The organism is Hymenobacter yonginensis (genome assembly GCF_027625995.1).
GTDB classification, from domain to species: domain Bacteria; phylum Bacteroidota; class Bacteroidia; order Cytophagales; family Hymenobacteraceae; genus Hymenobacter; species Hymenobacter yonginensis.
On record NZ_CP115396.1, the window covers coordinates 2,224,475 to 2,247,427 of the forward strand.

A 22,953-nucleotide genomic window follows, 5' to 3' on the forward strand; every position below is an offset into this window, starting at 1 on the left:
AGGGCTCCAGGCGAAAAGCGCAGGGGTTTGGGATATTTTCGACAAATTTAACGGTTAAACCTGGCCCCGGCGGTAGTTTCTTGTCGTTGCCGCCGACGCCACTGCCTTCCCTCATGCCGCAATCCGCCATTCCGCTGGCTTCGTCTGCCGTGGCCTCGCCTCCTGATCTATACCGGGCCCTGTTTGACGAGGCCTACGATGCCCAGCTGCTCTACGACGAGCAGGGCCAGTTGCTCGACTGCAACAACACCGCGCAGCGCCTGTTGGGCACCACCCTGGCCCAGCTCCAGCAAACCGGCCTGATGGCGCTGGCGGTGCCCAATTCCGTGCGCCTGCCCGGGCAGACCGAGGAGTGGCGCGATGAAAATCACCTGCGCGAAGCCATCCGCCATACCGCCCACACCGGCGAGAAGGTTTCGGCCCGCTGGAACAGCCGTTACCCCGCCAGCCGAAGCCCCCTCACGGCCTGGGCCACCCTGCACCGCTTGGCCCTGCCCGATGGCCCGGTGCGCGTACAGCTCATGCTGCGCGACATCACCCAGGACAGCCAGCGCTACGAGCAAACCATCCAGCAGCGCCTAATCGACCACAGCCAACACCAGCTGCGCGACCTGCTTTCCCGCACCACCCTGAGCTACGTGCGGCTCGACCGCGAAGGCATCATTCTCGACGTCAACGACTTTTTCCTTGACTTCACCGAATATACCCGCGGCGAAGTGCTCGGGCACGACTACAACCAGCTGTTTGCGCCCGCTGCCACCCGCGCTGCGAGCGAGGACAACTACCGGCACATCATTCAGACAGAGCACCTGCAGGAATTCTACGAGCGGGCCCTCGTCACGAAAAGCGGCAAAACCCGCATGGTGTACTGGCACGCCGAATTCGCCCTCGACACGCGCGGGCAGATTACCGGCGTCTTTATGGTGGGGCGCGACTTCACGGAGCGCCATGTGGCCGCCCGCGCCCTCACCGATAACCGCAACCGGCTGCAGGACTTCCTCGACAACGCCCACGACCTGATTCAGAACCTGAGCATCGACAACCGGCTGCTGTTCGTGAACAAGGCCTGGAAGGAAAAGCTCGGCTACGACGACGACGACCTGCCCCACCTCACGCTCTCCGACGTGGTGCACCCTTACTATAAGGCCAAGTTGCTTTACCAGCTGCGCAACCTCTACAAGGGCGAAAAGGTGAACAAGCTGGAAACCGTGTTTCTCACCAAAACCGGCAAACCTGTCCACCTGATTGGCTCCATCTCTTGCTCCTGGCAGGACGACGAGCCGGTGAGCACCCGCGCCATTCTGCACGACATTACGGACCGCATCAAGGCCGAGCGGCTGCAGAAGGTGTACTACAGCATTGCCAACCTGGCCATCAGCTCCAAGGATCTGCACTCGCTCTACGGCGCCATTCACCGCGAGCTGAGCAAGATCATTGAAACCAACAACTTCTTTATTGCCCTCTGCGACGAGGCCCGCACCCAGCTGCAGTTTGCCTACTTCGTCGACCAGAACTCGCAGGGCGATACCGGCGCCGTGTCGCGGCCGTTTTCGTCGGGCATGTCGGAGTACATCATCCGCACGGGGCGGCCGCAGTATATGCTGCGCCACGAGCTGGAAGAGCTGATTGCCAACGGCACCATCACGGCCTACGGGCTGATGCCGGAGGTAATGCTGTGCTCGCCGCTGAGCATCGGCGAGCGGATTATCGGGGTGATTGCCGTGCAGGACTACTACAAGGCCGACGCCTACGCGCCCACCGACCTAGAAATCCTGCACTTCATCTCCAACCAGGTGGCGCTGGCCATTGAGCGCAAGCGCAACGAGGTGCAGATTCAGAAGCAGAACGCCCGCCTGAACGCCATCTTCGAAAGCGGCTCCCACCTGATGTGGAGCGTGGACACCCACTCGCGCCTGACCAGCTTCAACCGCAACTACGCCGCTTACTTCCTGCGGCGCAACGGCGTGTACCCCACGCCCAACGTGAACCTGTTCCAGGCCGACTTGGCCATGATGGACAAGGAGCCGCGCGAGCTGTTCCTGGACAACTACCGCAAGGCCTTCCAGGGCCATCCACAGCGGTTTGAGGTGCGCCTGCGCGACGCCCGCGGGGCCGACTCGTGGCGCGAAATCTTCCTCAACCCGATCTACCTCGACGATGGCTCGTTCGAGGAAATTTCGGGCATTGCTCACGACATCACGGAGAAGAAGCGCGGACAGCTGGAGCTGGCGGCCCAGGAAGAGAAGTTCCGCGCCATCTTCGAGTCGTTCCAGGACGTGTACTACCGCACCGACGGCCAGGGCATGCTAACGCTGGTCAGCCCCTCGGTGGAGGAAATGCTGGGCTACACCCCCGAGGAAGTGACGGGCACCTCCATCACCGACTACTACATGTACCCCACGGAGCGCGAAACGCTGTTGCGCTCCGTGCAGGAGTACGGCGAGGCCCGCAACTTCGAAATTGCCATGCGCCACAAGGCCGGCCACGCCGTGAGCGTGCTCGTGAATGCGCGCCGCGTGCTCGACGGCCCCGGCGGCACCGAGGGCATCGGGCGCGACATTACGGGCCTCAAGCAGATGCAGGACGACCTGCGCCGCGCCAAAGAGGCCGCCGAAACCGCGCTGGAAGCCAAAACGCTGTTCCTGGCCAACATGAGCCACGAGCTGCGCACGCCCATGAACGGCATCATCGGCATGATTGACCTGCTGCACCAGACCGTAAGCAGCGAGGAGCAGGAAGAGTACGTGGACACGCTGCGCAAGTCGTCCGACGCGCTGCTGGCCATCCTCAACGACATTCTGGATTTGTCCAAGATTCAGGCCGGCAAGCTCCAGCTCAACGAGGAGGGCATGGACCTGCACTACACGCTGGACAAGATTCACTCGCTGTTCTCGAACCGCGCCCAGCAGAAGCGCCTCACCTTCACCTACCACATTGCGCCCGGCACGCCGCGCTTCATCATCTCCGACGAAACGCGCCTGCTGCAGGTGCTGAGCAACCTCACCTCCAACGCCATCAAGTTCACGGCGCAGGGCACCGTCAGCATTGTGGTGTCCACCGTGTCGCGCACCGGCGACGAGTATATGCTGCGCATTGCCGTGCAAGATTCGGGCATTGGCATCTCCGAGGAAAACGCCAAACTGCTCTTCACCAACTTCACCCAACTGGACACCACGCCCACCAAATCGTTTGGCGGTACGGGCCTGGGGCTGGCCATCAGCAAGCAGCTGGCGGCGCTGCTGGGCGGCGAAATCGGGATGCTTTCCAACGAGGGCGACGGCAGCACGTTCTGGTTTACGCTGGTGTGCCGGGCTGCGCACAACGAAGAGGAAATCGTGCAGGAGCGCCTAGCTTCCCGCGAGCGGGGCCCCGATATTGCCCGCTTCGATACGCCTCCCCGCGTGCTGCTCGTCGACGACAACCCCATCAACCAGAAGGTGGCCACCCGGCTGCTCGACAAGCTGGGCTGCGAGATTGAAATGGCCGACAACGGCTTCGAGGCCATCAGCAAGGCCACCAGCAGCACTGCGCCTTTCGACCTGATTTTCATGGACATCCAGATGCCGGAGATGGACGGCGTCACGGCCATGCACGAAATTCGGCGGCGGCTGGGCAACGCCTGCCCACCCGTGGTGGCCATGACTGCCTACTCCATGAAGGAGGATGCGGAGCGCTTCGTGAACGAGGGCATGGACGACTACGTTTCGAAGCCCGTGAAAAGCCAGGACCTGCACGCCGTGCTGCGCCGCTGGGTGCTGGCGGGCCCGGCCCTGCTGCCACCCGGCGGCCAGGCCCCGCCCCCGCTTGCGGCGGCCCCATCCCCGGCCCCGGCAGTGCCGGCTCCGGCCTCCCAGCCCCCCCTGTTCATCGACCCCGAGGTGCTGGAGCAGCTGCGCCAGCTGGGCGGGGCCGAGTTTGCGGCCCAGCTCTACCAGGACTTTGAGGTGGAAGCCGGCCAGCTGCTGGAGGAAGCCGAAACTTTAGTCGGTGGCGGGCAGTACGCCGGGATTTTACCACATTTGCACCAGCTAAAGGGCACTGGTTTTACGTTAGGGCTTACAGCCTTGGCGGAATGCGCCAAACACCTGGAGCACGAGCTGAAACTGAACCCCACCCAAAACATAGAGAAGGATTTCCAGAATTTGTTGCGTTATTTCAACCAATTCAAGACGCAGTACCTCGCCTTAACCAGCGTGGATTGAGTTCCTTTTTGACTGCGCAGCGCCTGAGCCTTTTCTTTGCCCTACCAACTCTCCATTCTTCTTCCTCCCATGAGCGACACGAAAACAATACTGATTGCGGAAGACAGCTCTGTCATTCTGAATCTGACCAAGAAAATTCTCGAACTCCAGCAATACCGCATCGTGTCGGCCAAAAACGGTGGTGAAGTCATCAAGCAGGTGGAAAGCCAGCCCATTGACTGCGTACTAATGGACATCAACATTCCGGTGAAAGACGGCATGGAGTGCACCCGCGAAATCCGGGCGCACCAGGACGAGCGCATCTCCAAGATTCCGATTATTGCCATCACCGGCAACGCTAACAACTATTCCATGGAGCAGTTCCGCGAAGCTGGCGTCACCGACTATCTGCCCAAGCCGCTGGACTTCGACGCCCTAGTGCGCGTGGTGAAGCAGTATGTTGGCTAGATGCCAAATGGCTGAATTGTTAAATGGTTAGATGGTTGGCTGTTTTAACGACTTGTTGAACAACCAACCATTTAACAATTCAACCATTAAGCAATGCAGATTACCTTCCTTGGCACGGGCACGTCGCAGGGCGTGCCCGTGATTGGGTGCCACTGCGATGTATGCCGCTCGCTCGATTACCGCGACAAGCGGCTGCGGGTGTCGGTGCATCTGCAGGTGCAGGGCAAGAGCCTCATCATCGACTCCGGGCCCGATTTCCGGCAGCAGGCGCTGCGCGAGCAGATCGACCACCTCGATGCGCTGGTGTTCACGCACGAGCACAAAGACCATACGGCCGGCATGGACGACATCCGGGCCTACAATTTCAAGCAGCAGCAGGACATGCCGGTGTATGCCGAGCCGCGCGTGCTGGAGCAGCTGCGGCGCGAGTACGCCTACATCTTTTCGGAGCACAAGTACCCCGGCGTACCGCAGGTACAAACCATCCCCATCCTCAGCGACACCACCCCGTTCGACGTGCAGGGCGTGCCGTTTCAGCCGATCCGGGCGTTGCACTACAAGCTGCCGGTGCTGGGCTTTCGGGTGGGCAATTTCACCTACGTCACGGACGCCAACCATCTGTCGTCGGCCTCGCTGGACCTGATGCGCGGTTCCGACGTGATTGTGCTGAACGCCCTGCGGCAGGAAAAGCACATTTCGCACTTTTCGCTCTCGGAGGCCGTGGCCGTGCTGGAGGAGCTTTCCCCGCGCCGCGCCTACCTCACCCACATCAGCCACCTGCTGGGCCGCCACCGCGAGGTAGAAGCTACCCTGCCCGACTTCATCCGGCTGGCCTATGACGGGCTGCGGCTGGATATTCAAGCCTGATGCGCTTTTACCCTGACGTTACGGAGCAATTTCACTCGACTCTCTCACCAGACGAGATTTTGCAACGTGTACAGGCGAATCTGGCGCCCGGCTTCTCGTGGCGTGACCTTTTTAAGAGTAAATCAGCTGCCCCGTTTCAAGGAGCAGTGTATTCCGACTCTTTTGAGATACAACGTGTCATCAGCTCCCGTAATTCGTGGCTGCCACAAATCAAAGGCCGGGTGGAAGGTGCACCAACTGGGCAGGGCAGCGTTGTGACGATACGGCACAAATTGCATTCGTTCACGTTGGTGTTCAGCTCTATTTGGATACTTGGCGTGGGTGCGGCTTCAGTCGGTGCTGTCTGGAGCTCTTTGGCTACTGGCACTATCAACTTTGCCGGGCTGGTTCCGCTACTTATGCTGTTTTTTGGCTTGGCCTTGTTTACCGTGCCCTTCTGGCTTGAAGTAGCCCAATCGAGGCCCCTACTTACCAGAATTTTAGCACTCGAACAACCCAAGCCGTAGCCAGGTCTTCTGCCCCTCTTTCATGCACACCAACTACTATTTCCTGCGCCAGCTGGCCCCCGCCCTCACGCAGCAGCTGGCCGGCTACCGGGTGGTGGCGTGCTTTTCGCAGGAAAAGGATGAGCTGGTGCTGGGCCTGACCAACGGCACGGCCGAGTTCTGGCTGAAAGCCCAGCTGTCGGCCACCTTCACGGCGCTGGCCCTGCCCGAAACCTTCCACCGCGCCCGCGCCAACTCCGTAGACCTGCTGCCCGACCTGCTGGGCCAGCAGCTACGCGACGTGACGGCCGCGCCCCACGACCGGGTGCTGCAGCTGCGCTTCGAGAGTGGCGCCACGCTGCTGCTGAAACTCTATAGCTCCCGCCCCAACGCCGTGTTCCGCCTCCGGCCCGAGGGCCCGGCCGAGCTGTTCCACCAGCGCTACACCACCGACGCCGACCTGCAGCCGGTGTTCACAGCCGCCGCCGACCAGCCGGCCGGCCCCGCCGCTACGGCCCCGCACCCACTCAAGCGCTACCCCGCCCTGGCCGACCTGCCCGCCCGCTACCTGCGCGCCCACGGCTACGACCAGGCCACCGCAGCGCAACAGGAGCAATTGGTGCAGCAGGTGCTGCGGCAGCTCGAAAACCCGCCGGCCTTCTACCTGACCACGCTGGAAGGCCGCACCCGCCTGAGCTTGCTGCCCATCGGCGAGATGGAGCGGGAGCTGCCTGCCGCCGACCCTATAGCGGCCCTGCGCGCCTTCGTGCCGCTGGCCCTGAGTCGCCGCGCCCACGAGCTGGAGCTGCGGCAGCTGCGCCAGACGCTGGAGCGCCGGGCCGAGGAAGCCAGCACCAGCGCCAGCATGGCCCGCCGCCGGCTCTACGCCCTGGAGCATACCGTAGGCTACCGCCAGACGGCCGACCTCATCATGGCACACCTCAGCCAGATTCCGGCCGGCGCCAGCAGCGTGGACGTGGTGGATTTCTACCAGGACAACCAGCCCCGCACCATCAAGCTCAAGCCCAGCGAGACGCCCCAGCGCACGGCCCAGAACCTGTACCGCAAAGCCAAAAACCAGCAGCTGGAAACCCGCCAGCTCTCGGAGCGGGCCGAGCGCCGCGAAGCCGAAGCCTTCTGGTGCCTGGAGCGCCTGGAAGAGCTGCCCCTGCTCCCACCCGATCTGAAAACCCTGCGCGCTTGGCGCAAGCAGCACCAGCTGGAGCCCGAAACCAAAGCCAAGGCCGCCACCGAACTGCCGTTCAAAGTATTCGAGGACTCCGGCTTCACGATTCTGGTGGGCCGCAACGCCCAGAACAACGATTTGCTTACGCAGCGCTACGCCCATAAAGACGACCTCTGGCTGCACGCTAAGGATGTAAGCGGCTCGCATGTTGTTATCCGGCACCGGGCGGGCCAGCCGGTGCCGGAGCCCGTGGTGGAGCGCGCCGCCCAGCTGGCCGCGTGGTACTCGCGCCGCCAGAACGACTCGCTCTGTCCGGTGACGGTGACGCCCAAAAAATTCGTGCGCAAGCCCAAAGGCGCCCTGCCGGGCCAGGTGCTGGTCGAGCGTGAAAAGGTGGTGCTGGTAGTGCCGCTCAACCCGTTCGAGCGCAACGGCGGGTAAGCCCCCTGCCGGAGGGCGCCGCAAACGGACACAAAAAAGCCGCTCCAGCTAAGCTGAAGCGGCTTTTTATTGGAGTGCGCGCGGGGAGATTCGAACTCCCACACCCGAAGGCACCACCCCCTCAAGATGGCGTGTCTACCAGTTTCACCACGTGCGCAGATTGGCAAGCACTCCTTTCAAACTTGCTCAAGCCGAAGCCTGAGGCCTTACTGAGGTGGTAAAGCGAGAGCAAAAGTAGGGACTCTGACCGGGTGGCGCAAGCCCCATCCCGTATTTTTTGCTGATTTTGGCCGCCCCGCCCCCTAGTGCTTCCCGTTGTGCACTCAGGATCAGCGAAAAGCCGACTCATTAAAATTTCATACTACTGCACTCATTTTGCCGAAAAGCGGCTGCGCTGGCATGCTGGACAAGCGTTTCACCTCCACTTACTGATGCTTATGCACGACTTACTGCCTGCCGGCTCCTCGCACGGCAACTTTTTCGCTCGGTTTGCGGGCCGGGTTACGGCGTGGTCGGGCACGACGCTGGCCTTCTGCCTGGCGCTGGGCACGGTGGTCGTCTGGGCCCTAACCGGCCCTATTTTCCAGTATTCCGAAACCTGGCAGCTGGTCATTAATACCAGCACCACCATCATCACCTTTCTGATGGTGTTCCTGATTCAGCGGGCACAGAACAAGGACTCCCTGGTGCTGCACCTCAAGCTCAACGAGCTCATTGCCGCGCACAAAGGCGCCAGCAACCGGCTCATCAATGCCCAGGACTTTTCGGAAGAGGAAATCCATCTGCTCCACCGCTACTTCACTAAGCTGGCCGAAATGGCCCGGCAGGAGCACAATCTGGGCCGGACGCACAGCGTGGAGGAAGCCGAGGAAAACCACGAAACCAAGCTGCAGGCCGGCCATCAGCCCCGCTAGGGCACAAAAAAGCCGGCCCGCTTCAGGAAGCAGACCGGCTTTTCTTGGTGCCTTTAGCAGGCGGGCGCTTACTCGGCGCGGGCCAGTGGCGTGTCCACCACGTGCTCCGACACGAACCACACCTGCAGCTCGTTGAGGCGCATTACGTCGCTCACGGCCAGGTCATTCGTGCCGTCGTCGCCGGCGTCGTCGGCTTCTTTGGCAAACTTGTGGCAGTTCTTGAGAATGATCTGGTGGGCTTCCAGCAGGCGGCCTACCTGAATAGGAGCCTCTTCCCGGTCGCGGGGAGGGCGCGGAATGCTGGTCAGCTCGGCTACGTCGTGGGCCATTGCCACAGCCACGCCACCCAGAATCTGGATGCGCTCGGCAATGGTGTCGACCAGCGTGCTTTGCTCTTCATAATGCTTGTCGTAGAGCAGGTGCAGTTGGTAGAAGGTAGGGCCTACCACCTGCCAATGGTGCTTTTTGTACAGGTCGCGCAGCGTAATGGTGTCGGCCAGCAGCTGGTTGAGGTTGGTCACGCTCTGCTGACGGGTTTTCTCGTCGAGGCCGATGGGCAGGCGCTGGGATACGGTGCCGTATTTCTGCAGCGGCGCCGGGGCGTGGAACTGCTGGTTGAGGATGGGCTGCACGCTGGGAGCAGCTTGTTCTGAAGCGGAAGAGGTGCCGGCTTTGCGGGCAGACGAAGCCTTGGAAGTAGCTGGCGCAGCAGGGGCGGCAGGTTTCTTGGCGGGAGCTTTGGCCATGGGAAAAAGGAAGCGAGGTAAGGTCTGAAGAAAGTTGCCAGCCAGGGGCCGACAATGTGCATCCATACGCTTGAAATCAAATTTGGGTTAGCTTACATCCTATATTTACTCCATCTCATGCAGCACGCCCACACGCACCCCCACCCCGAAGACCATCTGACCAGCTCGGCCATGCTGCAGGACATCGTTATCGGCCTGTCCGATGGCCTGACGGTGCCTTTTGCGCTGGCGGCCGGCCTGAGCGGGGCGGTGCAGTCTTCGGAACTGGTGATTACGGCGGGCCTGGCAGAGATTGTGGCCGGCTCCATTGCCATGGGCCTGGGCGGCTACCTGGCGGGCCGCACCGAGGTGGAGCACTACGCCGCCGAGCTGGCGCGTGAGCACCAGGAGGTGCAGGAAGTACCGCACGTGGAGCGCGCCGAAGTAGACGAGCTGCTGGCCGAAATGGGCCTCTCGGCCGAAACCCGCGCCCTGGCCGTGCAGGAGCTCACCGCCGACCCGGAGCAGTGGGTGCGCTTCATGATGAAATACGAGCTGGGCCTAGAGCAGCCCGACCCGCGCCAAGCCCCCAAAAGCGCCTTTACCATTAGCTTGGCGTATGCGCTGGGCGGCCTGATTCCGCTGAGCGCCTACTTTCTCACCGACACTCCCACCGAGGGCCTGCTCTGGTCGGCGGTGATAACGCTGGTGTGTTTGCTGCTGTTCGGCTACCTGAAAAGCCGCCTGACGGGCCAGCCGCCCGTTATCGGGGCGCTGCGGATGGCGGGTATTGGGGCGCTGGCCGCCGGCGCGGCCTTCTTCGTGGCCCGCCTTATCAGTGCCTGACCTCTACGCGCCTGCCGCCGGGCGGCTCCTGCCGTAGTTGTTATGGCTGCGGCTGCGCTGTGTGCGTAGACGGAGTAGCCGGGGCGGTTCCAGGCTGCCCCCTTTTTCTTTCCATTCCAGCGTTCTGCCATGCCTTTTCCTTTCTTCGGCGATGACAAATCCACCATTGCTAAACTCCTTTCCACGCTGCCGCAGACTGGCCGCCTGGAATGGATCGGCCTGCGCCCGGCCCGGCGCGAGCCGCTGCTTTCGGTGCCGGAAGCTACCGTGGAAACCGACCGCCACCTAGCCGGCGACCACGCCCGGCCCAAGGCCGGCGGCAAGCGCCAGATTACGCTGGTGCAGCAGGAGCATCTGGCGGCCGTTGCCGGCTACCTGGGCCTGGAGGCACCGGTAGACCCCGGCCGGCTGCGCCGCAACCTGGTGGTGAGCGGCCTGAATCTGTTGGCCCTCAAAAACCGGCAGGTGCTTATCGGCGACACTGTCGTACTGGAAATTACGGGCGAGTGCCACCCCTGCTCCCGCATGGAGGAAGAGCTGGGCCCCGGCGGCTACAACGCCATGCGCGGCCACGGCGGCATCACGGCCCGCATTGTGCAGGGCGGCCTCATACGGGTGGGCGACGCGGTGCGCGTGGCACCAATGGCGGCTCCTGCCGCAAAGCCGGAGTAAACCGGAGACGGATCAGGCCAGTATGGCCTGATAGGTGATAGTAGCCTGCAGCACCTTCGAAACCGGACAGTTCTGGCTGGCATCGTTCACGAACCGCTCAAACTGCTCGGCCGACAGGCCAGGCACGGCCGCATCGACGGTCAGGTGGGAGCTGACAATGCAGCCTTCGTGCAGGGCTACCGCGCACTGGGCATGAATATGGTCGGCGGTGAAGCCCGCGGACTGCAGGTTGAAAGCCAGCTTCATGGCGAAGCAGCCGGCATGCGCCGCCGCCAGCAGCTCTTCCGGATTAGTGCCTACTCCTCCCTCTGCGAAGCGGGAGCGGTAGCTGTAACGGGCTTCCTGCAACACGGTGCTGCCCGTGCTGAGCTGGCCGGTACCATCGGTACCCCGGCCGTGCCATTGCGCGGCTGCGGATCGTTGAATAATAGACATGGCGGGAAGTGAGAGTATGACGAGCCTGCCGGCCAACAGGGCCCGGCGCGGCCAACCAGCCCGTAAGTTAGCAGACGTACGCAAGCCCACATATATCCGGATGCTTCCGTTTCGGGACTTACTGGCTCAAAAAGAGAAGTCGGGGCATTGGGCAGGCCGCCAGCTCTGGCTACCGTTGCGGCACCCGGCCTGCCGCGATGACTCATATTGGCAAAATACCACTTACCAGCCCAGTCTAACCGTTCATGCTGATAAGCTGTTTGGTGGGCGCAGGCATGGCTCCAAATTTGGGAAAAGCCTAAACGGTATAGTTTGTACAGTGTTTGCAAATAGCCGCAATTTTATACAGCATAATTTTTTAATGAATTTTTAATCCTTTTTACCAATCCATTCCGCTTACCGATGCCGTAAGGCTTGTGTCTACTTGGATAGGTGTATTGGCATAATACAACCATACGCCGTGGACCTTCAGCCTTATTTTCCCTTTCCACCTTACCCTGTTTCCTGTGATGAAAACACCCTTACGCTCTGCGTTTACGCCCTTCAACCGCCGTATGTTGGGCCTCACTGTAGGCCTGGGCCTGATGGGCACCGTGGCGGCACAGGCCCAGACGGTTTATGGCCTCAACCGGACAACCAGCCAGCTGATTGTATCGACCTTTGCGAGCGGTACGCCTTCGTTTCTGCCCATCACGGGCGTAACCGCCGGCCAGACCATCGTTGGACTGGATTCGCGGCCGGCAACCGGCGAGCTGTTTGCGCTGGGATACACGGGTAGCGGCACGGCGCAGCTCTACACCATTAGCAAAACTTCCGGCGCGGCTACGCCCATCGGCGGTACACTGGCCCTGGCGCTGGGCAACGGCTTCGAGGGCGTTGGTTTCGACTTCAATCCGACCGTGGACCGCATCCGGGTAACGAGCCTGACGGGCACCAACTACCGCCTCAATCCCAACAACGGCGCCCTGGCTTTCACAGACGGTGTGCTGAACCTGCCCAGCGGTACGCCGGCCGTAGGCTCGGTAGCGTATACCAACAGCTTTATCGGTACGGCTACTACCACGCTCTACGACGTGGACGAGAGCCGCTCGACGCTTTACATCCAGAATCCGCCCAACAACGGCACCCTGGCCTCGCCCGTGCCCATCACGCGCAACGCACTGCCGCTACTGGCGGCCGGCGACCAGACCGACCTCGACATCTATACTGATCCGGCCAGCCGCACCCAAATTGCGCTGCTGACCGTGACGCGGTTCACCAACAACATTCCGCAGACCATCTTTTATACCCTGGATCTGGCTACCGGCAACGCCTCGCTGCTGATGACTGGCCAGGCAGGGCTGGCAGTGGATGATATTGCGTTTGGCATCGACCGGACGGCGCCGGCCCCGAGCGGGCAGCTGCTCTACGCGCTGAACACCAACAACACGCTGGTATCGTTCTACTCTAACACGCCCGGCTACATTCTGGCCGCCACGGCTATTACGGGCGTTACCGCCGGCCAAACGCTGGTGGGCACCGACTTCCGGCCCAACAACGGCCAGTACATTGGCCTGGGCTACGATGCCACCACTACCGGTGCCAACACGCAGCTCTACAGCATTGTGCCGGCTACCGGCATAGCTACGCCTATCGGCGCGGCTATCCGGCTGGAGCTGGGCGGCCCGGCCGATAACATCGGCTTCGATTTCAACCCGACCGTGGACCGCATCCGGGTGGTGAGCACTAACCGCGCCGATTTCCGCCTCAATCCCAACAACGGCGCCCTGGCCGCCACCGATGGCCAGCTTACGTACGCCGCCGGCGACCCGAACGCCGGCACCGCGCCCCGCATCGGCACGGTGGGCTACACCAATAGCTACGTGGGCAGCACCAGCACAACGCTGTATGACATCGACGAGGCGCTCAGCATTCTGGCCATCCAGAACCCGCCGAATGCCGGCACCCTCAATACGGTAGGCAACAACACCGGGCTGACCCTGAATCCGAACAACGCTCTGGCCGACCTCGACATCTTCTTCGACCAGAGCACCTCCACCAACCGGGCGTTCCTGACGGCCAACCCCGGCGGCCAGGCCACCAGCAACCTTTACACGCTGGACCTGGGCACGGCCAACCCCACGCTGGTGGGCGCCATCGGGCTGGGCATTCCGGTGCGCGACGTAGCCGCCCTGATTGGGGGCGCCAATGCCTCAGCGGCCCTGACCGGGCGCCTGCTGTACGGTGTGGCCGGCGGCAACCTGGTGTCGTTTGACTCCGGCAACCCCGGCATTATCCGCACGGCTGTCAACATTACCGGCCTGCCTGCCAACGGCTCGCAGGTGCTGGTGGGCACCGACTTCCGCCCCGCCACTGGCATGCTGTATGCGCTCGGCTACGACGCCGCCAACCAGCAGGGCCAGCTCTACACCCTGAACCTGACCACCGGGGCCCTGGCGCCGGTCGGCAGCCTGCAGGCCATGCCGCTGGGCACCGTGGCCTCCAGCATCGGCTTCGATTTCAACCCGGTTCCGGACCGGATCCGCATCACGTCGGCTTCTACCCAGGCTAATCTGCGAATGAACCCGAACGATGGCACGTTCCTCACGGACGGCACCCTCTCCAACCCCAACGGCGCACCAGCGCTGTCGGCCGTGGGCTACACCAACAACGACAACAACACCGCCACCGGCACCACGCTCTACGGCTACGACCAGGCCCGCAACGTACTGCTGCGCTCCACCGATGCCAACGCCGGCACCTACGTAGACCAGGGCGCTACGGGTCTGACCATCACTCCGGGGGCTGATTTCGACATCTTCGCCGACCTAACTACGCCGGCCACGCCCGTCAACACGGCGTATTTGGTAGCCGCCCCAACGGGCAGCAGCGCCGACAACCTGTACACCGTCGACCTGACCAGCGGCAGCGCCACGGTGGTAGGCCGCATCGGCAGCGGCTCCAACCTCACCGGCCTGGCTGCCTTCCTGACGCCGGTACTCAACGGCATCACCTGGACCGGCGCTATCAGCAGTGACTGGACTAACCCGGGCAACTGGAACCCCATGCAGGTGCCTACTGCCACCGACAACGTCACGATTCCGGACGTCGCCAACGACCCGGTGGTAAGCACGCCCCAGCAAGTCAACAGCCTGCTGCTGGGCAGCGGCGCTACCCTCACCACGGCCGAGGGTAGCCAGCTCACCCTCAACGGCAACTTCACGAACACTGGCGGCTCGGTGCTAGGTACCGGCAATGGCGAATTCCGCTTCTCGGGCTCTACGGCCCAGACCATCAGCGGCACCAGCACAACCTTTAACAACCTGACGGCCGGACCAGCAGGCGTAGTAGCCAACGCCCCGGTACTGGTGCAGCGGGTGCTGCTGCTGAATGGCAACCTCACATCCAACGGCAACCTGACGCTGCTTTCTAATGCCACCGGCACGGCCCACGTCGTAAACAATGGCTCGGCCGTTGTGAGTGGTACGGCTACGGTGCAGCGCTACATTGATGCCACCCGCAACGGCGGTAGCGGCTACCGCCACTACTCGGCGCCGGTGTCCGTGTCCACGGTGGCTGATCTGGCTACCAGTGGCTTCTCGCTGGTGGTGAACCCGGCCTACAACACGGCTGCGGTACCAAGCGCCGTTACGCCCTTCCCCACGGTATTTGGGTATCGTGAAAGCCGGGTAACGACCAGCGGCAACCCTACCCCGCAGGATTTTGACCGCGGCTTTATATCGCCTAACGCTACCACCGATACGCTGGTGGTTACCCGCGGCTACACGGTGAACATCCCGGCCGCACAGACCGTGGACTTCGTGGGCACGCTCAACAATGGCACGTATACCGCCGGCGGCCTGACCCGCGGCACGCAGACCGAATCGGGCTGGCACCTGCGCGGCAACCCCTATCCATCGCCCATCGACTGGGAGCTGGTAGTGCGCAACAACGTCGACGCTACCGTGTACGTGTACCGCTCTACGGGCCAGTACGCCGGCACTTACTCCACTTACACAGTAAACGGCACCGGCACCAACGGCGGCGAGCGGCGCATTGCCTCGGGCCAGGGCTTCTTCGTGCGGGCCAGCGTGCCGGGCACCTCGAACGCCTCGCTCACATTCACCAACACGGCGCGCTACACCACGTACGAAAACCCCGTGTTCCAGCGCGGCGCAGCCGACTCGCCTCTCGTGCGGCTGGATCTGCGCAGTGCGGCCGGCGCGGCCGATGAAGCCGTAGTGTATTTCGAGGACGCAGCCACTGCCGGCTTCGACTCGCAGCTGGATGCCTACAAGCTGCAGGGCGGTGCCCCGCTACTGCTGGCCAGTGAAGCTGCTTCGGGCACGCTGCTCGCCGTAAACGCCCTGCCGCAGCTCGCCCAGCGCGACGTGCTGGTGCCGCTGCGGGTGCAGGCTGCCGCTGGCAGCTACACGCTGCGTGCCACGGAGCTGTTGCGGCTGCCCGCCGGCACCTACGCCTACCTCCGCGACGCCCAGACCGGTGCCCTCACCGACCTCACGAGCCAGGCAGAATATAGCTTCTCGCTGAATACCGGGGCCGCTGCTACCGGTCGGTTCTCGCTGCTGCTCACCCAGCAGCGCGTGCTGGCCAACGCGCCGGCGTCTTTGAGCCAGCAGGTGGCCGTGTTCCCGAACCCCGCCCGCGGTACGGTATCGGTTAGCCTGCCGGCTTCGCTGGCCCGTGAGGCCACGGCCGTGCAGCTGGTGAACTCGCTTGGCCAGGCCGTACGCAGCCTCACGCTGCCCGCCGGCTCTACCGATGCTCGTCAGGTTTCGCTGTCGGGCGTGGCCGCCGGGGTGTACACGCTGCGTCTGCAGACCACCCAGGGCACCATCAACAAGCGCCTGATCGTAGAATAGCCGTTACACTGCGGCCCGGCTGCCCAACCGTTGCTGGCAGCCGGGCCGCAGTGTACCGCACCTTGTCTTCCTCGTTTTGCTAGCCTTCTTCGTATGAAAATCCTTTCCTCTTCTCTTCGTTTCGTGCTAGCTACGGCTGGTATTGTTCTGGCGTCTGGTGGCCTCAGTTTGGTGCAGGCCCAGGGCCCCGGCTCTGGCGGCCCTACTCCTACGCCCACTGCCGTACCCATCGACGGCGGCGCCTCCCTGCTGCTGGCAGCTGGTGTAGGTTTTGGCCTCAAAAAACTGCGCGACCACCGCAAACGATAAGCTGCTCTGCTGTAAACGTACAAAAAGCCCGCTCCACCCCGTGGAGCGGGCTTTTTGCGTATTAGCATCCGACTGAACTGCTTGGTAGCTGCAGTACCGTTTGCAGACATCTGCCGCTACATGCGGCTAACGGTTGTAGTATAAAATTATGGCTTCACCGGATACTTTGCGTGTCCACAACCGTTCTCAAACCAATACTCACATTGTTTAACTGTAAAATATTTATCCCCTTTTAAACACATACACAACTGATTATTACAATATTCATAAATAACACAAGCATATTTTATCCCGAGTAAAATCCAAGATTTGCTCTCTTCTCGTATATATCTTTGAATACTATTTTTGCTACAATTATTAGCTGCGCTTTAGTGCAGCAGCCGCTCCGATTTACGCTTACTCCTGCGCATCACACCTGGCCCAGGTTCCATTGAGTCTGCTTCTCACCACGAATCCCCATTCGTATGGAACGTCATGTGCTTACCTCATCTTTGCCGACTACTGCCATAGCGGTGCTGCTGCTGGCCAGCGGTATCCTGTCGGCCAATACCCTATCGGGCTGTGTCGGGTCTGCTGGCTTATTGAATACCGACGCCGACCAGCGCCACACTGATCCGGCCGGCAAATCCAGATCCAGACACCGTGTGGCCCGCCACCGGCGCGTGCTTGCCTGAGTTGCGTGAACAGTAAACCAAAATGCCCGGCATGCTACTCTGCATACCGGGCATTTTGGTGGTCAGACCATTTCTAATCTTCCTCCTAGCAACTGCAAACGCCCAGACCTCGGCCTGGGCGTCATTTTTCTGCGCAGTAATTCAGCGCAGCGCCTGTCAACCGCCTTCCATCCGCACGATACGCGGCGTGAACGAGCCCAGCACATCCACCAGCTCGGTTTGGCTCTGCATCACGGCCCGAATGTCCTTGTAGGCCTGCGGGGCTTCGTCGAGGCCGCCGCCAATCAGCTCGATGCCGTGCTGCTGCAGGTAGCGCCGCACTTCCGCTTCGCCTAGCTCCTGCTTGGCCCGGGTCCGGGACATGGCCCGCCCCGCCCCGTGCGACGCCGACGACAGCGAGGCCGCCTCGCCCCGCCCCCGCACAATAAAGCCAGGAGCCGTCATGGAGCCGGGAATGATGCCAAGCACCCCGGCCCCGGCCGGCGTAGCGCCCTTGCGATGCACAATGGCCTCACGGCCATCGACTAGCCGTTCTTTCCAGGCGAAGTTATGGTGGTTTTCCACTTTCGCCAAGGGCCGCTCGCCTAAAGCTTTGGCCAGCCGCTGATGAATCTGGTGGTGGCAGGCCGAAGCGTAGTCACCGGCTAGGTTCATGGCGGCCCAGTATTCCTGGCCGGCCTCGCTATCCAGCGAAAGCCAGGCTAAGTGCTGCGCTTCGGCGGGCAGCTGGCAAACGTCTTTGGCGAGCTTGGTGTAGTGGTTGGCCACGCTGGCGCCCAGCCCCCGCGAGCCGCTGTGCGAGAGCAGCCCCAGGTACTGGCCTACCGGCACGTCCAGCTCATTGGTGGGGTCGAGGATATCGACCACGCCCCATTCCACGAAGTGGTTGCCGCCACCGGACGTGCCGATTTGCTCGGCAGCAGTGCCCTGCTTGTTACGCAGGAAGTTAATGTCGCGGAACTCGGGGCGCTCCAGCACGGCGTGGTCGAGCTTCTGGCCGCGCACAAAGCCCTGCTTGTTGCCGAACCGCGTGTGCTCCAGCAGCAGCTTGCGCAGCTCCTGCACCCGCTGCTCCAGAAACTTGGGCGGCAGCGCAAACACTGACAGCGCCATCCGGCACCCAATGTCCACGCCCACGGCGTAGGGAATCACGGCGTTGTCGGTGGCCAGCACCCCGCCGATGGGCAGGCCGTAGCCGTGGTGGGCATCGGGCATGAGGGCGCCGGCCATGGTCACGGGCAGTTTCATGGCCGTTTCCATCTGGTGGATGGCGCCCTGCTCAATGTGTTCGGCCCCGAAGACGGCGTAGCTTTTCCGCTCGGCGAGGGCAATATGGCGGCTGGGCGCAGGCAGCAGCGCGGCGGCCGTATGGCTCCAGTCGAGGTCGGTAAGGAAGTCAGTAGGGTTTGCCAGCAGCGCCGTGAGCAGAGCCAATTGGTCGGTTTGAGAGAGTTTTTTGAGGTGCTTGCGCTGCAGCTGGGCCAGCGCCAGACCAATTGCCCGGCCCTCGGGAAACCCGAGCTGGCGCAAGTCGTTGCCACGTAATTGTGAAGCCATGATGGAGGAATTCGTGAGTGAGAAGTAGTTAATATTGAGTAGCTGGTATTGAGTATTAAGTACCAATCGTTGCTTATCAAGCAATTAACTATGATCTGTGAATGATGGATAATGCGGATAACTGAGTAGAATTTTGTGTTGTATTTGCCGGATGAAAAAAGCTGGGCAACAAGCCGAACCGCCGCTTGGTAGTGACAGGACGAAGTATGGCGGCCCTACGGCACCAGCTTTTTTCCGCCAATTGGGCAACAGGGTGCAGGGCCCACATGCGTGCTCTAACCAACTGAGCTACTGCCTTGCGGCAGGTGGGACTTGAACCCACGACCCCACCGACCCCATCGAAGTAAGGCCCTGCTACGGCACCAATCAGCCGGCAATTTGTACGGGGCAACAGGCGCCCGGCCTCCAAAAACCTGCTCTACCAACTGAGCTACAGCCGCCGCCGAAGCAGCAGCCAGCGGGACTCGAACCCGCGACCTGGGCGTTAAAAGCGCGAAGTATGGCCCGGCTACGGCACCCGTACAGAGTTACGCTAAAGTAAATAGGCAATAGAAATAGAATAAGACCGGGGCAACAGGTGAGAAACAGTGGCTGATGCCACCTCTGCTCTACCAGCTGAGCTACTGCCCGCCCTGACGCGGCCGGCAGACACGACTCGAACGTGCGACCCGAAGAAACGCTTCTCCACGGCACCCGACTTATTATAACGTCCTGAAACCACGGCGCTGGGGCAACGGTCAGCCGGCGGATTGTGCCCCGGCCGTAGCCGCGGCATGGGACTCGAACCCGGCAGCACTTCCGAAGAAGCCTGCTTCACCAGCGAAGTACCGCCCGCTTACGGCACCCAACGGCCGTAGTTCAGGGGTTGGAACGGGCGCCCGAGGCCAAATTGCCCCGGCGCCGCGCCGTTCCGGCCGACGGCTGCCGAATAGTGGTCAGCCGCCTTCCCAAAGAGTTTACGATGTACTGGACATGATTATTGCGTGAGGCTTGTAGAAAATCGGGCAGAGGCCCGGGAGCAGCGGCAGCTTTTCTTGGCGGAATACCACTCCCGGGGTTGCGGGTATTAGAAGTCAATCGATTCGATTTCGGTGAGGGCGGAGCCACCGTTTTCCAGCGCCGCCAGCACGTCGAACACTTTGTCGGACCAGCCAGCAATCAGGGCCACTCCGTCCTCGGCGCGCACGTCGAGGGGGGCGGTGCCGTGGCCGGCCAGGTCGAAGAGGTACAGCCGCGCCTGGGGCGCCACCGTGCGGCGGTAGTCGGCCCACTCCTTGGCGATGCTAGTGCCAAAGGGGGCGGAGTTCCAGAGCTGGCAGTCGGTAAACACCAGCACCTTGTCTACCACCTCGCGGCGGCGCTTCAGGTCCTCGATAACGAGGTAGCCGTTGGTGCTGTAGCCGACCTCGCCTTCGCGCCGGTAGAACTCGTCGACGTTGCGCAAAACCGGGCCGCGGGGCAAGCTCAGCCGCTTCCAGGTGTTGCCGAACATGCCGGCCACCACGTGCTGGCAGCGGCTCTGCAGCAGCATACCCAGCACCAGGCCCACGTCGTAGAGCAGCACTTTGCTGCGCGGCGACACCGGCTGCTGCATCGAGCCCGACACGTCGCAGGCAATTACCACGCGGGTGTCGGGGCCGAAGCCGCGCAGGTTGGCGGCGCTGTGGCTGATGGCGTCTTCCAACGCCGCCAGCACCGCCGACACGTGGCCGCCGTGCAGGGCTTTCACCTCGCGGTAGGCCGCCAGAAACCGGAAGGGCAGCTGCTTGCTGCGCGCCACCGCAAACCGGTCGGCCAGGGCGGCGCACACCTCCACCATCGTTTCGGCCGACACGTCGGCTTCGAGGATATTGCGCAGGTTGCGCAGCAGGGCCATGTAGCCCAGCTTGCCGCTGCCAATCAGCTCGGTCCATTTCTGGCGGAAGGCCGCCGTGCGCTCCGCCGGCGTGGCGTAGGTCACCTGCCCCAGCGCCGACAGCTCGGTTTCCCAGGTGTAGGGCGTGGGCAGCGTGCCCGCCACCAGGTGGTTGAACAAGGCTTGCTGCTCGGCGTTTTTGGCGGCAGGGTGCACCAGAAACAGCGCGTCGCGGAGGCGAACGGCGCCGGCCCGGTCGTACTTGGCCAGCTGGTAGCCGTCGAAACGGTTGAAGCTTTGGGCCAGGCCTTTCTGCACCTGCTTGGAGAGGCGGTTGAGGGTTTTGCGGCCGGTGCGCTGGTTGGCCTGCGTGTAGAAGGCCAGCAGCTCCGTGATTTCGTCGGGGCGCTGCACGATGCGGGCTACCAGGCGGCTCACGAGGCTGTCGCCGCAGTGGCGACGGGTCAGCTCCACGGCCAGCACCAAAGGCACGGAGCGTAGGTGCATCCGCTCCCGGGCATACACCGCCAGCTGGGCCACAAAGCGAGGCTCGCACCGCGCCACCAGCTCCCGGAGTCGCGTCAGCCGCGTATCGGCCGTTTCGTAGAACTGGTCGGCGAGGGCCGTGGTGGCCACGGCGGCGTACAGCTCCAGCGCAGGCGACAAAGTGAAAGCGGCAGCCCCGGCGTGGTTTACGGTATCGGGCCGGGCTTTGCGGAAGGGTAAATTAAAACGCATAAAAATGGCGGTAAAAAGATGAGAATGACACGCATTTAATTGAGAAATAAGCCGGGTTTTTGCGCGCTATAATTCAGACATAGTTTTCCTGTTTCGAATAAAAATTAATTTATTCTATTGAAAAATTAGCATGAAAAAAGCCCGGCTTCTGGGGAGAGCCGGGCTTCTTCACGAAGGCATCAGACGGAAGTTATCCGCGTGAATCTTTCGATAAAAAGTCCCGGCCGCACATATCCCACTCGCGGCGATTTTGCCGTTTACTCGGGAAGGATAGCGCAACGTAAGCAGCTGGCTGGTGCATGGCCGAAGGGGATAAGGGGTTGAAAAACAAACAACCCGAACCTTCTGGGTTCGGGTTGCGGAAGTGTCAGAGGGAATCTGCTACTGCTTCAGCTATACCGAACCATGGACGATGCACTTGGCTTCATCCGGTCTTGCTCAAAGGTGTAGTTGATGTGGCGCAGCATGGGGTTGTTGTGTTTGGTGTCACAAATATGAAAGGACTTTTTATAGCCACCAAATTAATTTCAAAAATATTTTAATTATTTTTTTTCAATACATGACTCTATTCGTTCCATTTATCGGCTACCCTTTAATAAACGTCATGATTTTCTGCATCCCGTAGAGGCGCATATTTGCGTCTCGTCGTTGAACGAACGGCACCGTACTATTGGAACCGCGCCTTATAAACAACATCACCAACGACGAGACGCGAGTACGCGTCTCTACATGCGTTCTGAAATCCTGCCCCCCCTTGCCACCATCCTCCGGCCCTGGGTTACGTACTTGCGCAGCATATGCCGCGCCTCGCCACCTCCGAACGATACAGCATCAGCCTGCCTGATGGCCACCGCTTCCCGATTGCCAAGTACGAGCTGATTCGGGAGCAGCTGCTGTGGCAAGGCATTGCGCCCGCCGCCGACTTCTACGACCCCGGCCTGGCCAGCGAGGAAGACATCCTGCGGGTACACTCCGCCGATTACTGGCACCGCGTGCGCGACCTGCAGCTGACGGCCGCCGAGGTGCGCCGCCTGGGCTTGCCGCAAAGCCCGGAGCTGGTGCGCCGCTCGCTGAGCAGCGTGGCGGGCACGGTGCAGTCGGCGCAGGAAGCGCTGCGCACGGGCATCGGCATGAGCCTGGCCGGCGGCACCCACCACGCGTTCCGCGACCGGGGCGAGGGATTCTGTGTGCTCAACGACATTGCCGTGGCCGCCGCGCACCTGCTCCACCACGGCCTGGCCCGGCAGGTGCTGGTCGTGGACCTCGACGTGCATCAGGGCGACGGCACGGCCAGCATCTTCCGGGATGAGCCGCGCGTGTTCACCTTCAGCATGCACGCCGGCGCCAACTACCCGCTACGCAAGGAGCAGTCGGACCTGGACATTGCGCTGGATTTGGGCACCGACGACGCCACCTACCTACGCCTGCTCCACGACACGCTGCCCGGCCTGCTGGCGCGTGTGCAGCCCGATTTCGTGTTTTTCCAGGCCGGCGTAGACGTGCTGGCCACCGACAAGCTGGGCAAGCTGGCCCTCACGCTCTCCGGCTGCCGCCAGCGCGACGAGTACGTGCTGCGCCTCTGCCACCAGCACCGCCTGCCCGTAGCCGTAAGCATGGGCGGCGGCTACTCCGAACGCCTCTCCGACATTGTAGACGCCCATTGCAACACGTTTCGGGTAGCGTATGAGGTGTGTTTTTTGTAATGAGGTGATGGGGTTATGAGGGTATGAGGTGGCAG

The 22,953-nt window shown here is 62.0% G+C and carries 15 protein-coding genes and 1 tRNA gene; 11 read left to right on the forward strand and 5 right to left on the reverse strand.

Going from position 1 to position 22,953, the window contains the following annotated elements; translation table 11 throughout:
• The first annotated feature begins 113 nt into the window (after positions 1-113).
• The 5 genes from O9Z63_RS09690 (at position 114) to O9Z63_RS09710 (ending at position 7,628) form a co-directional block, all read left to right on the forward strand.
• The gene (locus O9Z63_RS09690; RefSeq protein WP_270129126.1) at positions 114-4,202 is read left to right on the forward strand and encodes a PAS domain S-box protein; all 4,089 of its coding nucleotides are present in this window, start codon (positions 114-116) and stop codon (positions 4,200-4,202) included.
• Between the two features lie 69 nt (positions 4,203-4,271).
• Positions 4,272-4,649, forward strand: coding sequence for a response regulator (locus O9Z63_RS09695; protein WP_044017296.1), 378 nt, complete (start codon positions 4,272-4,274; stop codon positions 4,647-4,649).
• A 93-nt stretch (positions 4,650-4,742) separates the two neighbouring features.
• Positions 4,743-5,516: an MBL fold metallo-hydrolase gene (locus tag O9Z63_RS09700; protein WP_270129127.1), complete on the forward strand. Its 774-nt coding sequence runs from the start codon at positions 4,743-4,745 to the stop codon at positions 5,514-5,516.
• Positions 5,516-6,022 (forward strand): hypothetical protein, encoded by a 507-nt coding sequence (locus O9Z63_RS09705; RefSeq protein ID WP_270129129.1) that lies wholly within the window; start codon positions 5,516-5,518, stop codon positions 6,020-6,022. The genes O9Z63_RS09700 and O9Z63_RS09705 overlap by 1 nt, the downstream gene beginning before the upstream one ends.
• Before the next feature lie 22 nt (positions 6,023-6,044).
• Complete coding sequence (locus O9Z63_RS09710) at positions 6,045-7,628, forward strand: NFACT RNA binding domain-containing protein (RefSeq protein WP_270129130.1); 1,584 nt, start codon at positions 6,045-6,047, stop codon at positions 7,626-7,628.
• A gap of 75 nt (positions 7,629-7,703) precedes the next feature.
• Here O9Z63_RS09710 and O9Z63_RS09715 read toward each other — a convergent pair.
• Positions 7,704-7,785: transfer RNA gene (locus O9Z63_RS09715), tRNA-Leu, on the reverse strand.
• Positions 7,786-8,065: 280 nt separating this feature from the next.
• Between O9Z63_RS09715 and O9Z63_RS09720 the strand changes: the two genes are divergently transcribed.
• Positions 8,066-8,542, forward strand: coding sequence for a low affinity iron permease family protein (locus O9Z63_RS09720; RefSeq protein ID WP_270129131.1), 477 nt, complete (start codon positions 8,066-8,068; stop codon positions 8,540-8,542).
• 68 nt (positions 8,543-8,610) lie between these two features.
• Here the strand turns inward: O9Z63_RS09720 and O9Z63_RS09725 are convergent, their stop codons facing one another.
• The gene (locus tag O9Z63_RS09725) at positions 8,611-9,288 is read right to left on the reverse strand and encodes a Dps family protein (RefSeq protein ID WP_270129132.1); all 678 of its coding nucleotides are present in this window, start codon (positions 9,286-9,288) and stop codon (positions 8,611-8,613) included.
• 117 nt (positions 9,289-9,405) lie between these two features.
• Here O9Z63_RS09725 and O9Z63_RS09730 point away from each other — a divergent pair, with 117 nt between their 5' ends.
• Both O9Z63_RS09730 and O9Z63_RS09735 read left to right on the forward strand, forming a co-directional pair.
• On the forward strand, positions 9,406-10,113 hold the full coding sequence (locus O9Z63_RS09730) for a VIT1/CCC1 transporter family protein (protein ID WP_270129133.1): 708 nt from the start codon (positions 9,406-9,408) through the stop codon (positions 10,111-10,113).
• A gap of 129 nt (positions 10,114-10,242) precedes the next feature.
• Positions 10,243-10,785, forward strand: a complete 543-nt coding sequence (locus O9Z63_RS09735; protein WP_270129135.1) for an MOSC domain-containing protein — start codon at positions 10,243-10,245, stop codon at positions 10,783-10,785.
• A 12-nt stretch (positions 10,786-10,797) separates the two neighbouring features.
• On the opposite strand, the gene O9Z63_RS09740 is transcribed toward O9Z63_RS09735, so the two are convergent.
• Positions 10,798-11,220, reverse strand: coding sequence for an OsmC family peroxiredoxin (locus tag O9Z63_RS09740; RefSeq protein WP_270129136.1), 423 nt, complete (start codon positions 11,218-11,220; stop codon positions 10,798-10,800).
• Between the two features lie 509 nt (positions 11,221-11,729).
• Between O9Z63_RS09740 and O9Z63_RS09745 the strand changes: the two genes are divergently transcribed.
• Together O9Z63_RS09745 and O9Z63_RS09750 are read left to right on the forward strand one after the other, a co-directional pair.
• Positions 11,730-16,082 (forward strand): DUF4394 domain-containing protein, encoded by a 4,353-nt coding sequence (locus O9Z63_RS09745; RefSeq protein ID WP_270129137.1) that lies wholly within the window; start codon positions 11,730-11,732, stop codon positions 16,080-16,082.
• Positions 16,083-16,175: 93 nt separating this feature from the next.
• Positions 16,176-16,391, forward strand: a complete 216-nt coding sequence (locus O9Z63_RS09750) for a PID-CTERM protein-sorting domain-containing protein (RefSeq protein ID WP_270129138.1) — start codon at positions 16,176-16,178, stop codon at positions 16,389-16,391.
• An 830-nt stretch (positions 16,392-17,221) separates the two neighbouring features.
• On the opposite strand, the gene O9Z63_RS09755 is transcribed toward O9Z63_RS09750, so the two are convergent.
• Entirely contained in the window at positions 17,222-18,622 is a 1,401-nt protein-coding gene (locus tag O9Z63_RS09755; RefSeq protein WP_270129140.1) for an RtcB family protein, read from the reverse strand.
• Positions 18,623-19,688: 1,066 nt separating this feature from the next.
• Complete coding sequence (locus O9Z63_RS09760; RefSeq protein ID WP_270129141.1) at positions 19,689-21,215, reverse strand: TROVE domain-containing protein; 1,527 nt, start codon at positions 21,213-21,215, stop codon at positions 19,689-19,691.
• A gap of 797 nt (positions 21,216-22,012) precedes the next feature.
• On the opposite strand from O9Z63_RS09760, the gene O9Z63_RS09765 reads away from it, so the two are divergent.
• Positions 22,013-22,918 carry a histone deacetylase family protein gene (locus tag O9Z63_RS09765; RefSeq protein ID WP_270129142.1) on the forward strand — a complete coding sequence of 302 codons (906 nt, stop codon included), beginning with the start codon at positions 22,013-22,015 and terminating at the stop codon, positions 22,916-22,918.
• The last annotated feature ends 35 nt before the right edge of the window (positions 22,919-22,953 follow it).